This is a genomic window from Lentzea sp. NPDC060358, assembly GCF_042725365.1.
Classification (GTDB): domain Bacteria; phylum Actinomycetota; class Actinomycetes; order Mycobacteriales; family Pseudonocardiaceae; genus Lentzea.
Genome location: NZ_JBHXCW010000081.1, coordinates 1 through 13,868, shown reverse-complemented (window position 1 = coordinate 13,868; position 13,868 = coordinate 1). Strand labels below are relative to the sequence as shown.

Sequence of the window (13,868 nt, the reverse complement as noted above, 5' to 3'; positions counted from 1 at the left end):
TCTGGAGGGCGTGTTCTCCACGCTTTCCGACCGGCTGACCACGGTCCTCCAGGGCCTTCGCGGCAAGGGCAAGCTCAGCGACGCCGACATCGACGCCACCGCGCGCGAGATCCGGGTCGCGCTGCTCGAGGCCGACGTCGCGCTGCCCGTTGTGCGCGGCTTCATCGCCAAGGTGAAGGAACGCGCCAAGGGTGCGGAGGTCCACCAGGCGCTGAACCCCGCCCAGCAGGTCGTGAAGATCGTCAACGAGGAGCTCGTCAACGTCCTCGGCGGCGAGACGCGGCGGCTGAACCTCGCGAAGAACCCGCCGTCGGTGATCATGCTGGCGGGCCTGCAGGGTGCCGGCAAGACGACGCTCGCGGGCAAGCTCGCGAAGTGGCTGAAGGGCCAGGGGCACACGCCGCTGCTCGTCGCCTGCGACCTGCAGCGCCCGAACGCCGTCACGCAGCTGCAGGTCGTCGGTGAGCGCGCGGGCGTGCCCGTGTTCGCCCCCGAGCCCGGCAACGGCGTGGGCGACCCCGTCGACGTCTCGCGCCGCGGCATCGCCGAGGCGAAGGCGAAGCAGCACGACATCGTCCTCGTCGACACCGCCGGCCGGCTGGGCGTCGACGAGGAGATGATGCAGCAGGCCATCGACATCCGGGCCGCGGTCGACCCGGACGAGGTCCTGTTCGTCGTCGACGCCATGGTCGGTCAGGACGCGGTCAACACGGCCACGGCGTTCCGCGACGGCGTCGGCTTCACCGGCGTGGTGCTCACGAAGCTCGACGGCGACGCCCGCGGTGGTGCCGCGCTGTCGGTCCGCGAGATCACCGGCCAGCCGATCCTCTTCGCCTCCAACGGCGAGAAGCTCGAGGACTTCGACGTCTTCCACCCCGACCGGATGGCCTCGCGCATCCTCGGCATGGGCGACGTCCTCACACTGATCGAGCAGGCCGAGCAGCACTTCGACCAGGAGCAGGCCGAGAAGGCCGCCGCGAAGCTGCACACCGGCCAGCTCACGCTCGAGGACTTCCTGGAGCAGATGCTCGCCATCCGCAAGATGGGCCCCATCGCGAACCTGCTCGGCATGCTGCCCGGCGCCGGTCAGATGAAGGACCAGCTGGCGATGCTGGACGAGAAGCACCTCGACCGCATCCAGGCGATCATCCGCGGCATGACCCCGGCCGAGCGCGACGACCCGAAGATGATCAACGCGTCCCGCCGGCTGCGCATCGCGAACGGCTCGGGCGTGAAGGTCAGCGACGTCAACGACCTGGTCAACCGCTTCTTCGAGGCCCGCAAGATGATGGCGTCGATGGCCGGGCGCATGGGCGGCTACGGCCCCAGCAAGACCCGCAAGGGCAAGAAGGGGAAGAAGGGCAAGGGCGGACGCGGCCCGACGCCGCCGAAGGTCAAGGGCGGCTTCCCCGGGATGATGCCGGGCGGCCTGCCCGGTGGCTTTCCCGGCATGCCCGGCGGCGGGATGCCCGACCTGTCGAAGCTCGGCGGCGGCATGAACGAGCTCCCGCCCGGCTTCGACCCGTCGAAGTTCAAGTTCGACGGGGACGACAAGAAGAAGTGACCATGCACCTGCGCGGCGTCGTCCTCCCGGACGGCGAGCCGCGAGACCTGTGGGTCGTGAACGGCCGCGTGCGCACCCAGCCGGTGCCGGGCGCGCAGACCGTGGTCGACGGCGGGTTCCTCGTCCCGGGCCTGGTCGACGCGCACTGCCACGTCGGCCTGGGCCCGCAGGGCGGCGTGGAGCTGCCGGAGGCCGTCGAGCAGGCGCTCACCGACCGCGCCGCGGGCACGTTGCTGATCCGCGACTGCGGCTCGCCGATCGACACCACGCCGTTGCAGGAGCGCCTGGACCTGCCGCGGATCATCCGCGCGGGCCGGCACATCGCGAAGCCCAAGCGCTACCTCCCGCACATCGGCGTGGAGATCGAGTCCGACCTGGCCACCGCCGTGGCCGAGCAGGTCGCCCACGGCGACGGCTGGGTGAAGCTGGTCGGCGACTGGATCGACCGCGGCGTCGGCGACCTGGCTCCACTATGGACGGACGACGAGCTGGTGCAGGCGGTCGAGGTCGCCCACGACGCCGGTGCCCGCGTGACGGCACACGTCTTCGGCGAGGACGCGCTGCCCGGCCTCATCGGCGCGGGCATCGACTGCATCGAGCACGGCACGGGCCTCACCGACGACACGATCGCGCTGATGGCCCAGCACGGCACCGCGCTGGTGCCGACGCTGATCAACATCGAGACGTTCCCGGGCATCGCCGAGAAGGCCGGCAGGTACCCGGTGTACGCGAACCACATGCGCGACCTGCACGCCCGCGTCTCGACGGCGGTGTCCTCCGCGATCGAGGCGGGCGTGCCGGTCTACGCGGGCACCGACGCGGGCGGTGGCATCGCGCACGGCCGCATCGTCGACGAGATCGTCGCGCTGCACCGCGTGGGCATGAGCGCCTCGGACGCCATCGGCGCCGCGTCGTGGAACGCCCGCTCGTGGCTCGGCTTCCCCTCGCTGACCGAGGGCGCGGCCGCGGACATCGTGGTCTACGACGCCGACCCCCGGGAGGACCTCGAGGTCCTGCGGTCGCCGAGAATGATCATGCTCAGGGGCCGGATCCACTAGACCTTCGCCAGGGCGCCGACCTCGTACGACCCGCCCTTCCGGCGCGTGATCACGCCCATCCGGTTGGCCGCGTTGATGAGCCCGACCAGGCACACCAGCGCGGCCACCTGCTCGTCGTCGTAGTGCTCGCGCACGGCGGCCCAGGTTTCGTCGCTCGCCCCGGTGGGCGTCAGGTGCGTGCCCTCCTCGGTGAGGGCGAGCGCGGCCCGTTCGGCGTCGGTGAACACCGTCGTCTCGCGCCACCCGGCGACGAGGTGCAGCCGCAGCGGGTCCTCGCCGTTCGCGACGGCCTCCTTGACGTGCATGTCGAGGCAGAAGCCGCAGCCGTTGAGCTGGCTCGCCCGCAGGCTGACCAGTTCGATCACGGTCTTCGGCAGCGGCGACTGGTGCAGCACGGCGCTGAGGCCGGCGAACCGCTTGGCGAGCTTGGCGCCGGTCTCGGTGGCGAAGAGGTCGATGCGCTGTTCCACGGGGTCCTCCCTCGGTGGTCTTGCCGGACGACCACGAGATGCCGGACCACCGCCGCGTGTGACTGTGATCCGGGCCACTGTCACGAACGAGCGCGGGCTGGTGTCTTGTGTGCATGGACGCCGCGACCGACTCGTTCGTCAGCCACCGCAACCTGCTCTTCACGATCGCCTACGAGATGCTCGGCTCCGCCGCCGACACCGAGGACGTGCTGCAGGAGACGTGGCTGCGCTGGGCGGGCGTCGACCACGGCACGGTCGAGAACCACCGCGCCTACCTGGTCCGGATCGTGACCCGCCAGGCCCTCGGCCGCCTGCGCACCCTGGGCCGCCGCAAGGAGTCGTACGTGGGCTCGTGGCTCCCCGAGCCGCTGCTGACCGCCCCGGACGTCGCCGACGACGTGGAACTGGCCGACAGCGTGTCGATGGCGGTGATGCTGGTCCTGGAGACCCTGACCCCGACCGAACGGGCCGTCTTCGTCCTGCGCGAGGTGTTCGGCCTGGACTACGACGAGATCGCCGCCGCCGTGGACAAGAACCCCGCGGCCGTCCGCCAGATCGCGCACCGCGCCCGCTCGCACGTGGCCGCCCGCCGCCCGCGCGAGGTGGTGACGCAGGCCGAGTCCCGCTCCGTCCTCGCCGCGTTCCAGCGCGCCACCGAGACCGGCGACCTCCAGGCGCTGCTGGACCTGCTGGCCCCCGACGTCGTGTTCCTCGGCGACGGTGGCGGCGTGAAGCAGGCCGTGGCGCGCCCGGTGGTGGGCGCCTCGAAGGTGGCGCGCATGCTGCTCGGCGGCCTGACCAGGGTGGACGACTGGACGATGGAACCCGCCCAGGTCAACGGCTGCCCGGCGCTGGTGCTGAAGTTCGGCGGTGTGCTCGACACGGTGGTCGCGGTGCGGGTGGAGGCCGGGGTGATCAGCGGTCTCTACGCGGTGCGCAACCCGGAGAAGCTGTCCCACATGGACCAGGAGACGACGCTGCGCCGCTGACGGGCCACCGGCGTTCCCGTCCGGCCGCACCGGACACCCCGGCGCCGAAGACCTCACGCGGCGTCACCCGGCCCGGTCACGGAGGTTTGCGGCCCCGGAAGTAGGTCGATCCGTCCAGGGGAGGCGGGACATCCTGCGGCGACCCGATCTGACCATCTTTTGGCCAGGTGCTTGGCCCGGAACCGTCGGTGCCGCACAGTAACCTCGGATTCGGGGGCGGCAGCGTCCCCCAAGGGGGATCGTGGTCCCCACTCCAAGCGTATCGCGAGGCACCGACAGCGCACCGGTGCTTCCCCAGCCGTCGATCGCGAGGTGAGCTGATCATGAGGGTGTCGCGGCCAGCACTTCACCGGCAGGTTGCCGAGGCGTGACTAGATTGCAGAGCGTGAGTGAGCCGGAGTCCCTGGAGCCCAAGCGGGGCTTCCTCGAAGGCGTGCGGGACATCAGCCGCAACCCGGAGCCCGAACGGGTCGGCCAGCGCTGGGGTTTCGGCGCGTTCCTGCTGGTGGAGGCCGTCTTCATCCTGAGCGCCGTGTTCATCACGGCCGCGGCCCGGCAGTTCGGCGTGAGCCTGTACGACTCGGTGCCGCTGGTGATCATCGGATCGATCGTGCCGACGGTCCTGGCCGCCGGCACCGCGATCGTGATCACCTTCGTGCGCGGCAACGGTCCCCGGATCGACCTCCGGTTCAGCATGACCAAGGAGGACGTGGCGACCGGGCTCAAGCTCGGCATCCTCGGCCTCGTCCTCACCTACTCCGCCGCCACGCTCTGGGCGAAGGTCGTCGGCGAGCAGAACGCCACCAGCGCCGTCGGCGACCTGCTCAGCGGCGCGAACCTCCCGCTCGCCGCCGCGATCACGATGTTCCTCTACGTGAGCCTCATCGGGCCGGTGTGCGAGGAGATCATCTACCGCGGCCTGCTGTGGGGAGCCGTCGAACGCCAGGGCTGGAGCCGCTGGGCCGCGTTCGGGCTCACGACCGTGATCTTCGCGATCGGCCACTTCGAACCGCTGCGCACGTCGCTGCTGCTCGTGATCGCCATCCCGATCGGCATCGCCCGGCTGATCACCCGCCGGCTCGGGGCGAGCATCGTGGCGCACGTGATGAACAACTTCCTGCCGGGACTCACCCTCCTGCTCGTCTCCGTAGGGGTCATGTGATGGACCTGAACAGCGACCTCGGCGAGGGCTTCGGCATCTGGCAGCTCGGCGACGACACCGCGCTGCTGGGCGTGATCACCAGCGCGAACGTCGCGTGCGGCTTCCACGCCGGCGACCCGTCCACCATGCGCAGGGTCTGTGAGGAGGCCGCGCGCAACGGCGTCAGGATCGGCGCCCAGGTCTCCTACCGCGACCTCGCCGGGTTCGGCCGCCGCTTCGTCGACGCTGACCCGGCCGAGCTGGCCGACGAGGTGCTCTACCAGATCGGCGCCCTCGACGCGTGTGCGCGAGCGGCGGGCACCGAGGTCGTCTACGTGAAACCGCACGGCGCGCTCTACAACGCGACGGTCCACCACGAGAAGCAGGCCGAAGCGGTCGTCAACGGCGCCAAGGCGTTCAAGGACCTGCCGATCCTCGGCCTGCCGGGCTCGCAGCTGCTCGCCAAGGCGGAGAAGGCAGGTCTTCGGCCCGTGCAGGAGGCGTTCGCCGACCGCGGCTACACGCCCGAGGGGACCCTCGTTCCGCGCAGCCAGCCGAACGCGCTGCTCACCGACACCGCTCAGGTCGTCGAACGGGCGAAGCGGCTCCTGGACGGCGAACTGGTCGCGGTCGACGGCACGGTCCTCAAGACCAACGCCGAGTCGTTGTGCGTGCACGGCGACACGCCCGGTGCCGTCGAACACGCGCGTGCCGTGAAAGAAGCGCTGGGCGCCGTCGCGCCGTTCGCGTAGGACCCGATTCGGATCCACCGGCCCCCATCTGGCACAATTGCCCGCTGTCCGTCGTGGTCGGCCCCTCTGCCCGGGCCACGGCCGTGCGAACCACCGACACAGAGCTCTCGAGGAGTACCAGGCCAATGGCCGTCAAGATCAAGCTTCAGCGTCTCGGCAAGATCCGCCAGCCGTACTACCGCATCGTGGTCGCCGACGCGCGCACCCGTCGCGACGGCAAGGCCATCGAGACGATCGGCAAGTACCACCCCAAGGAAGAGCCGTCGTTCATCGCGGTCGACTCCGAGCGCGCGCAGTACTGGCTGGGTGTCGGCGCGCAGCCGACCGAGTCCGTCCAGCGCCTGCTGGAGATCACCGGTGACTGGCAGAAGTTCAAGGGCCTGCCGGGCGCCGAGGGCACCCTGCGCGTCAAGGAGCCGAAGACCTCCAAGGCCGACCTGTTCGCCGCCGCGCTCGCCGCCGCGAACGAGGAGCCGATGACCGAGGCCACCACGCCGAAGAAGAAGGCCGCCAAGAAGGACGACGCCCCCAAGGCTGACGCCGAGGCGACCAAGGACGAGGCGTGAGTTTGTTGGCTGACGCCCTCGAACACCTCGTTCGCGGCATCGTCGACCACCCGGACGACGTCCGGGTGAACCTCGTCACGACCCGCCGCGGCCGCACCCTCGAGGTCCACGTCCACCCGGACGACCTCGGCAAGGTGATCGGCCGTGGCGGTCGCACCGCGACGGCTCTGCGCACCGTGATGGCCGGCATCGGCGGTCGTGGTGTGCGGGTCGACGTCGTCGACACCGACCGCTGAACGAACTTCAAGGGCAAATGGACGTCGTTGTCGGCCGTGTGGCCAAGGCGCACGGGATCACCGGCGAACTCGCCGTCGACGTGCGCACCGATTCACCCGAACTGCGGTTCAAGCTCGGAGCCACGCTCCAGGCGAAGCTGCGTGACGGCACGTCCCGAAGCCTCACCGTGTCAGCCGCCCGGCCTCATGCCGGGCGGCTGCTCGTGCGTTTCGAGGAAGTCGTCACGCGCGACGTCGCCGAGGCGTTGCGCGGCACGTTGCTGCTGGGCAGCACCGACGACCTGCCGCCGACCGACGACCCCGACGAGTTCTACGACCACGAGCTCGAAGGGCTCGCCGCGGAACTCGTCGACGGCACGGAGCTCGGCAAGGTCAAGGAGATCGTCCACGGTCCCGGCGGTGAGCTGCTGGTCGTGGTGATCGACGGGCGCGAGGTGCTCGTGCCGTTCGTGCGCGAGATCGTGCCCACTGTGGACGTGCGCGGCGGCCGCGTCGTGCTCGACCCGCCCGAGGGCCTGCTCGATGCAGATTGACGTCGTCACGATCTTCCCCGAGTACCTGGCGCCGCTGCGCGCCGCGCTGCTCGGCAAGGCGATCGACAGGGGACTGATCAGCGTCGGCGTGCACGACCTGCGCGACTGGACCCAGGACGTGCACAAGGCCGTCGACGACAGCCCGTACGGCGGCGGTCCCGGCATGGTCATGAAGGCCGACATCTGGGGTCCCGCGCTCGACGACGTGTGCACGGACTCCACGCGCCTCATCGTGCCGACGCCGGCCGGCCGTCCGTTCACGCAAGCGCTCGCGCACGAGTACGCGAGCGAGTCGCACCTCGTGTTCGCGTGCGGCCGCTACGAAGGCATCGACCAGCGTGTGGTCGATGACGCCGCACGGCGCGTGCGCGTCGACGAGGTGTCCATCGGCGACTACGTGCTCGTGGGCGGCGAAGTGGCCGTGCTCGCCATCGTGGAAGCGGTCGCGCGACTGCTGCCCGGCGTGCTCGGCAACCCGAAGTCGCACGCCGAGGACTCGTTCCAGGACGGTCTGCTGGAGGGCCCGAGCTACACGCGGCCGGAGGTGTGGCGCGAGCTCGCCGTGCCGGACGTGCTGCGGTCGGGCAACCACCGGCTGATCAACCGGTGGCGGCGTGACCAGTCGCTCGCCCGGACCTTCGAACGGCGCCCCGACCTGCTGGAATCGGTGCCGGACGACGCGTTCGACAAGCACGACCGCGCCCTGCTCGCGCGCCTGCGCGAAGGCGGCGAGTAGGTCGATTTCATTCCGGGGTGCCCGGTCTGGCACACTGGAACAGTTGCCGCAGCCGGTCGTCGTACCGGCATGCGCTCCAAGCCGACCCCCATCATGTCGTGCACAGCCATGGAACATGCTCTGGGGAGTTCACAGACACACGTGAGGACCACCGATGAACATCCTGGACGCACTTGACGCCCAGTCGCTGCGCTCCGACGTCCCGGCCTTCCGCGCCGGTGACACGCTGAAGGTTCACGTCCGCGTCATCGAGGGCTCGCGCGAGCGCGTCCAGGTGTTCCAGGGCGTCGTGATCCGTCGCCAGGGCGGCGGCATCCGCGAGACCTTCACCGTCCGCAAGGTCTCCTTCGGTGTCGGCGTCGAGCGCACCTTCCCGGTGCACTCCCCGAACATCTCCGAGATCGAGGTCGTCACCCGCGGTGACGTGCGTCGCGCCAAGCTGTACTACCTGCGCGAGCTGCGCGGCAAGGCCGCCAAGATCAAGGAGAAGCGCGAGGCCCGTCCGGTCTCCTGACCGGTGGCTTCGAGCCCAGCAGACTTCGAGGACGCCTCCGCACCGGATGAACCGGAGCGGGGGCGTACTCCTGTCTGGAGAGAGATTCTCTACGTCGCGCTGACGGCCCTCGTGCTGACGGTGCTGATCCAGGCGTTCGTGGCGCGGGTCTACGTGATCCCCTCGGCGTCGATGGAGCGCACGCTGCACGGTTGCACCGGTTGTGAGAACGACAGGGTGCTGGTCGACAAGATCGTCTACCGGTTCGGCGACGTCGAGCCGGGTGAGGTGGTCGTCTTCCGCGGCCCCGAGGCGTGGACCGACAACGACTTCCGCGTCCCGCAGCCGGCCAACCCCGTCGCTCGCGTCGTGCAGAACGTCGGTTCGTTGCTGGGTCTCGCGCCCGCCAGCGAACGCGACTTCGTCAAGCGCGTCATCGCACTTCCGGGACAGACGGTGATGTGTTGCGACGAGCAGCACCGTGTCGTCGTGGACGGCAAACTGCTCGATGAGCCCTATGTGTACTGGCAGCCCGGCAGCTCCGCGGTGGACCACGAGCCGTTCGCGCCGGTGCGCGTGCCGGAGGGCCGGTTGTTCGTGATGGGGGACAACCGGATGAACTCCACCGACTCGCGCAAACAGGGCGGCGGGGGCGTAGCGGGCACCGTTCCACTGGAGAACGTCATCGGCAAGGCCCGGTACGTCGTGTTCCCGAAAGATCGGTGGAGTGTTGTGTCGGATCACAACCCGCAGCCCCTAGGCTGAACTCGTGGTTGACGTCGATCCAGAGCACACGCCGTCCAGCGACGAGCCCGGTTCGGACCCTTCGGATAAATCTTCGAAGAAGAAGAAAAAGGGCAACTTCTGGAAAGAGCTGCCCGTCCTCATCGTGGTCGCATTCGGCCTCGCGATCCTCATCCAGGTCTTCCTCGGCCGCGTCTACATGATCCCGTCGGAGTCGATGGAGACGACGCTGCACGGGTGCACCGACTGCTACGGCGACCGCGTGCTCGTCGACAAGGTCACCTACCGCTTCACCGAACCGGCGCCCGGCGACGTGGTCGTGTTCCGCGGGCCGCCGTCGTGGCAGAACGACTTCGTCTCCGACGAGCCGGGCAACCCGGTCTCCGAGGCGCTGTCGTGGCTCGGATCGCTGATCGGGCTGCCGTCGGCGAACGAGGAGGACTTCGTCAAGCGCGTGATCGCCGTCGGCGGGCAGACCGTGAAGTGCTGCGACGAGCAGAACCGCGTGACGGTGGACGGCAAGCCGCTGGACGAGCCGTACAAGCACTTCGACGAGGGCGTGCCGGCCGAGCAGGAGGCGTTCGAGGAGCTCAAGATCCCGGACGGCATGCTGTTCGTGCTCGGCGACAACCGCAACCACTCCTGCGACTCGCGCTGCCAGGGCCAGGGCGGGCTCAACGGGCTCGTGCCGGTGGACGACGTGATCGGCAAGGCGCGCGTGATCGTGCTGCCGCCGTCGAGGTGGGGCGGGGTGTCCGACCACGACCCGCAGGCCGTCTCGATGGGCGCGCCGGGATGGCAGGAGAACATCCCGATGGGCCTCGGTATCGTCGCGGCGTGGCCGCTCCTGCTGCTCGGACGTCGAGTGCGAGACCGATTCCGCCGATGACCATGCTCTTACCCCCTCGCGCGGTGGTGCGGGGCTCGTCGGGGAACTGGGCGTTGCAGAGCACGCTGGAGCGCAGGGGACTGGGTCCTGTCGCCGGCGTCGACGAGGCAGGCCGCGGCCCGTGCGCGGGACCGCTGGTGATCGCGGCGTGCGTCCTCCGGCCGGGTGATGCTTCGCGGTTCGAGGGCCTGAACGACTCGAAGCTGATGACGGCGTCGGCGCGCGACCGGATGTACGACCTGGTGCTCAAGCGCGCGCTCGACCACTCGGTGATCGTCGTGCCGCCGGCCGACATCGACTGGCTGGGCATCCACGTCATGAACATCGAGGGCATGCGGCGCGCGGTGGCGCAGATGTCGACGCACCCCGGCTACGTGCTGACCGACGGGTTCAAGGTGCCGGGGATGCCCGCGCCGAACGTCGCGGTGCTCAAGGGCGACCAGGCGGCGGCGTGCGTGGCGGCGGCGTCGGTGCTGGCCAAGGTCACGCGGGACCGGATCATGGCCGACCTGCACGAGCGCCACCCCGAGTACGGGTTCAACGTGCACAAGGGGTACTGCACGCCGGACCACACGGCCGCGTTGCTGGAACACGGGCCGTGTGCGGAGCATCGGTGGTCATATGTAAATGTGGCAGCCGCGGCTGCCAAGCACGGTCTCGCCGCGCCGCACAGGGTGGCGCGCGCCACGACCGCGACGGCCGTGGTCCAGAATGAGGCAACCCCGGCTGACGCCGGGGAGCTCGCGACGAGGGAGGGCGCGGAGCAGATGATGACCCGCGCGGAGGCGTAATGAGTGCAGAGGATCTCGAGAAGTACGAGACCGAGATGGAGTTGTCGCTGTACAAGGAGTACCGCGACATAGTCAGCCAGTTCTCGTTCGTCGTGGAGACCGAACGTCGTTTCTACCTGGCCAACTCGGTGGACGTGCAGGTGCGCAACGCCGACGGCGAGGTGTACTTCGAGGTGCGCATGTCGGACGCGTGGGTGTGGGACATGTACCGCCCCGCGAGGTTCGTCAAGAACGTTCGCGTCATCACGTTCAAGGACGTGAACGTGGAGGAGCTGGACAAGCCGGACCTCCGCTTGCCGGAGAGCGGGCCGTTCCCGAGCTGATCCGGCGCACTAGCACACCCCACCGACAACTCCGCCGTTCCAAGATCGACAACGGCTGAGTTGTCCACAGCCGCCGAGTTGTCCACAGATCGCCCTCGGCCCCACCGCCCACCCCGTCCCGCCCTGCAAGGTCGTACCCAACGACCCGCAGGGAGGCGAGGCAGTGGTGGTGGCACGGGCATCGGCCGGGACCAGGCAGCAGGAGCTGGGCCGGCAGGGCGAGGACCTGGCGTGCAGGTACCTGGAGGGGCAGGGCCTCGCGGTCCTGTCGCGCAATTGGACGTGCCGCGACGGTGAGCTCGACGTCGTCGCGGTGGAGGACGGCCGCCTGGTCGTCTGCGAGGTCAAGACGCGGTCCGGGCCGGTCTGGGGCCGCCCGGACGAGGCCGTGGACGCGGACAAGCTCTCCCGCCTGCGCCGCACGGCGCTGCGGTGGCTGGCCGCGCACGGCGTCGGCTGGTGCGACGTCCGCGTCGACCTGATCTCGGTCACCTGGCCGCCGGACGGCGAGGCCCGCCTGCAGCACCTGCGGGGAGCCTGAGATGGCTCTGGCGCAGGCGTGGTCCGTGGCTCTGCACGGCGTGGACGGGCTGGCCGTCGAGATCGAGGCCGACGTGGGCGTGGGCCAGCCTCGCACCCACCTCCTCGGGCTCCCCGACGCGTCGTTGCACGAGTCGAAGGAGCGCGTGAAGGCCGCTGTCCGCAACAGCGAGGAGGAGTGGCCGAAGCAGCGCATCGTGCTGGGCCTGTCGCCCGCCAACCTGCCCAAGGGCGGCAGCGGCTACGACCTGGCGATCGCCTGCGCCACCCTCGCCGCGGCGGGCTCGGTCCCGCTCGACCGCCTGACCACCACGGTCCTGCTGGGCGAGCTGGCGCTAGACGGCCGGGTCCGCCCGGTGCGCGGCGTCCTCCCGTCCCTGCTGGCCGCGAGACGCGCGGGCCTGCTGACGGCGGTGGTCCCGGTCGACTCGCTGCCGGAGGCGTCCCTGGTCGACGGCATGCAGATCCACGGCGCCCACACCCTGGCCGAGGTCCTGGCGTGGTTGCGAGGCGAGACGGCGGCGCTCACGCCACCCCCGCCCGCAGTGGACCTGCCGGAGCCCCGGACCGCCGACCTGGCCGACGTGGTGGGCCAGCCGGAGGCGCGCTGGGCCCTGGAGGTGGCCGCCGCCGGTGCCCACCACCTGCTCCTGACAGGCCCGCCCGGCACCGGCAAGACGATGCTCGCCGAACGCCTGCCGGGCCTGCTCCCACCCCTGACCCGCCAGGACGCCCTGGCCGTCACCGCCGTCCACTCGGTGGCGGGCGTCCTGTCGCCCGGCGACCCGCTGGTGTCCACCCCGCCGTTCGTCAACGTGCACCACACGACGTCGATGGCGGCCTTGATCGGCGGCGGCAGCGGCATGGCCAAACCGGGCGCCGCCTCCCGAGCCCACCGCGGCGTCCTCTTCCTGGACGAGGCCTGCGAGTTCGGCCAGAAGACGATCGACACCCTCCGCACGGCCCTGGAGGAGGGCGAGATCCGCATCCCGCGCCGCGACGGCATAGCCCGCTACCCGGCCCGCTTCCAGCTGATCCTGGCCACCAACCCGTGCCCGTGCGCCCCGCCGAAGGAGATCGACTGCACCTGCACGGCCACGGTCCGCCGCCGCTACCAGTCCCGCCTCTCCGGCCCGCTGCTCGACCGCGTGGACCTCCGCGTCCACATGAGAGCCACCACGGCCATGTCGAACGCGGACGCGGCCCCACCGGAACCGACGGCGGTGGTCCGCGAACGAGTCCTGAAGGCCCGCTCCAGAGCAGCCACCCGCTGGCAGGCCCACGGCCACACCTGGCCGACCAACGCCCAGGTCCCGGGCCCGGCCCTGCGCCGCGAGTTCGCCCTGCCGCGCCCCACCACGACCCTCCTGGACCGAGCCCTGTCCACCGGCGCCCTGACGGGCAGAGGAGCAGACCGTTGCCTGCGAGTGGCCTGGACCTTGGCCGACCTGGCCGAGTCGGACCGCCCGACAGCCGACCACGTGGCAGCGGCCCTGGGCTTCCGGGAACGCCGCGCCCACCTCCCCTGACCAGAGGGCGCACGGCACCCCCGAATCCCCCGAGCCCAACCCGAGCAGCCGGCACGGAGCACCGAGCCCCGACTCCGCACCGGCCAGAAGCGGGCGCTCGCACCCCGCAAGCGCCCGCTCACCACCCCTTCTGCGCCCAACCGCCCATGAGGCCACCACCGAACCCGGAACGGCTGCGGAGCCCGAACGGCTGCCGAGCGGGCTCGCCGCCCATCCGGAGCACCGCCGAGCCAGGGTGCCCGCCCAGCTAGGGAGCCGCCTAGCCACGGTGCCGCCCATCCGGAGCGCCGCCCAACCACGGTGCCGCCCAGCCAGAGCACCGCCCAGCCAGGGTGCCGGCAAACCGCCGGGCTACCGGTGGCCCTGCCTCAAGACCGCCCTGCAGCGAAGCCGCCGGGCGCGGAGCCCCACTCCCACTCCGCGCCCGGTGTCCCCGCCGCGTTCCCCGAACCCCGGATGCCGCTTGAGCGAACAGGCCGGCATCCGGCCCCGAGCGGGCCGCCCGCCTCTCCCC

Annotated in this window: 17 protein-coding genes; 16 read left to right on the top strand and 1 reads right to left on the bottom strand. The window is 70.7% G+C overall.

The features are described 5' to 3' along the window. Positions 1–10 precede the first annotated feature (10 nt). Together ffh and ACFWGZ_RS18985 are read left to right on the top strand one after the other, a co-directional pair. Positions 11–1,564, top strand: coding sequence for a signal recognition particle protein (ffh, locus tag ACFWGZ_RS18990; protein ID WP_382452836.1), 1,554 nt, complete (start codon positions 11–13; stop codon positions 1,562–1,564). 2 nt (positions 1,565–1,566) lie between these two features. Continuing rightward, the gene (locus ACFWGZ_RS18985) at positions 1,567–2,622 is read left to right on the top strand and encodes an amidohydrolase family protein (protein ID WP_382452853.1); all 1,056 of its coding nucleotides are present in this window, start codon (positions 1,567–1,569) and stop codon (positions 2,620–2,622) included. On the opposite strand, the gene ACFWGZ_RS18980 is transcribed toward ACFWGZ_RS18985, so the two are convergent. Next, positions 2,619–3,092: a carboxymuconolactone decarboxylase family protein gene (locus ACFWGZ_RS18980; protein ID WP_382452835.1), complete on the bottom strand. Its 474-nt coding sequence runs from the start codon at positions 3,090–3,092 to the stop codon at positions 2,619–2,621. The genes ACFWGZ_RS18985 and ACFWGZ_RS18980 overlap by 4 nt on opposite strands. A 113-nt stretch (positions 3,093–3,205) precedes the next feature. Between ACFWGZ_RS18980 and ACFWGZ_RS18975 the strand changes: the two genes are divergently transcribed. From ACFWGZ_RS18975 to ACFWGZ_RS18910, 14 genes are all read left to right on the top strand, one after another. Then, entirely contained in the window at positions 3,206–4,081 is an 876-nt protein-coding gene (locus tag ACFWGZ_RS18975) for an RNA polymerase sigma-70 factor (protein ID WP_382452834.1), read from the top strand. A gap of 385 nt (positions 4,082–4,466) precedes the next feature. Then, positions 4,467–5,243 carry a CPBP family intramembrane glutamic endopeptidase gene (locus tag ACFWGZ_RS18970; RefSeq protein WP_382452833.1) on the top strand — a complete coding sequence of 259 codons (777 nt, stop codon included), beginning with the start codon at positions 4,467–4,469 and terminating at the stop codon, positions 5,241–5,243. Next, a complete protein-coding gene (locus tag ACFWGZ_RS18965) occupies positions 5,243–5,974 on the top strand; it encodes a LamB/YcsF family protein (RefSeq protein ID WP_382452832.1) in 732 nt (243 codons plus the stop codon). Before ACFWGZ_RS18970 ends, ACFWGZ_RS18965 begins: the two co-directional genes overlap by 1 nt. A 125-nt stretch (positions 5,975–6,099) precedes the next feature. Next, entirely contained in the window at positions 6,100–6,540 is a 441-nt protein-coding gene (rpsP, locus tag ACFWGZ_RS18960; protein ID WP_382452831.1) for a 30S ribosomal protein S16, read from the top strand. Beyond that, a complete protein-coding gene (locus ACFWGZ_RS18955; RefSeq protein ID WP_030468017.1) occupies positions 6,537–6,776 on the top strand; it encodes an RNA-binding protein in 240 nt (79 codons plus the stop codon). The genes rpsP and ACFWGZ_RS18955 overlap by 4 nt, the downstream gene beginning before the upstream one ends. Positions 6,777–6,793: 17 nt before the next feature. Then, positions 6,794–7,309 (top strand): ribosome maturation factor RimM, encoded by a 516-nt coding sequence (rimM, locus tag ACFWGZ_RS18950; RefSeq protein ID WP_382452830.1) that lies wholly within the window; start codon positions 6,794–6,796, stop codon positions 7,307–7,309. Further along, the gene (gene trmD / locus ACFWGZ_RS18945) at positions 7,299–8,045 is read left to right on the top strand and encodes a tRNA (guanosine(37)-N1)-methyltransferase TrmD (protein WP_382452829.1); all 747 of its coding nucleotides are present in this window, start codon (positions 7,299–7,301) and stop codon (positions 8,043–8,045) included. The genes rimM and trmD overlap by 11 nt, the downstream gene beginning before the upstream one ends. Before the next feature lie 154 nt (positions 8,046–8,199). Beyond that, positions 8,200–8,559: a 50S ribosomal protein L19 gene (gene rplS / locus ACFWGZ_RS18940; protein ID WP_090051001.1), complete on the top strand. Its 360-nt coding sequence runs from the start codon at positions 8,200–8,202 to the stop codon at positions 8,557–8,559. A 111-nt stretch (positions 8,560–8,670) separates the two neighbouring features. Continuing rightward, positions 8,671–9,303, top strand: coding sequence for a signal peptidase I (gene lepB / locus ACFWGZ_RS18935; RefSeq protein ID WP_382452828.1), 633 nt, complete (start codon positions 8,671–8,673; stop codon positions 9,301–9,303). Positions 9,304–9,307: 4 nt separating this feature from the next. Further along, positions 9,308–10,171 carry a signal peptidase I gene (lepB, locus tag ACFWGZ_RS18930; protein ID WP_382452827.1) on the top strand — a complete coding sequence of 288 codons (864 nt, stop codon included), beginning with the start codon at positions 9,308–9,310 and terminating at the stop codon, positions 10,169–10,171. After that, positions 10,168–10,962 (top strand): ribonuclease HII, encoded by a 795-nt coding sequence (locus ACFWGZ_RS18925; protein ID WP_382452826.1) that lies wholly within the window; start codon positions 10,168–10,170, stop codon positions 10,960–10,962. Before lepB (ACFWGZ_RS18930) ends, ACFWGZ_RS18925 begins: the two co-directional genes overlap by 4 nt. Next, on the top strand, positions 10,962–11,285 hold the full coding sequence (locus ACFWGZ_RS18920) for a DUF2469 domain-containing protein (protein ID WP_030479657.1): 324 nt from the start codon (positions 10,962–10,964) through the stop codon (positions 11,283–11,285). Before ACFWGZ_RS18925 ends, ACFWGZ_RS18920 begins: the two co-directional genes overlap by 1 nt. 169 nt (positions 11,286–11,454) lie before the next feature. Continuing rightward, positions 11,455–11,826, top strand: a complete 372-nt coding sequence (locus ACFWGZ_RS18915; RefSeq protein ID WP_382452825.1) for a YraN family protein — start codon at positions 11,455–11,457, stop codon at positions 11,824–11,826. A gap of 1 nt (position 11,827) precedes the next feature. Continuing rightward, positions 11,828–13,354 carry a YifB family Mg chelatase-like AAA ATPase gene (locus ACFWGZ_RS18910; RefSeq protein ID WP_382452824.1) on the top strand — a complete coding sequence of 509 codons (1,527 nt, stop codon included), beginning with the start codon at positions 11,828–11,830 and terminating at the stop codon, positions 13,352–13,354. Positions 13,355–13,868: the final 514 nt, after the last annotated feature.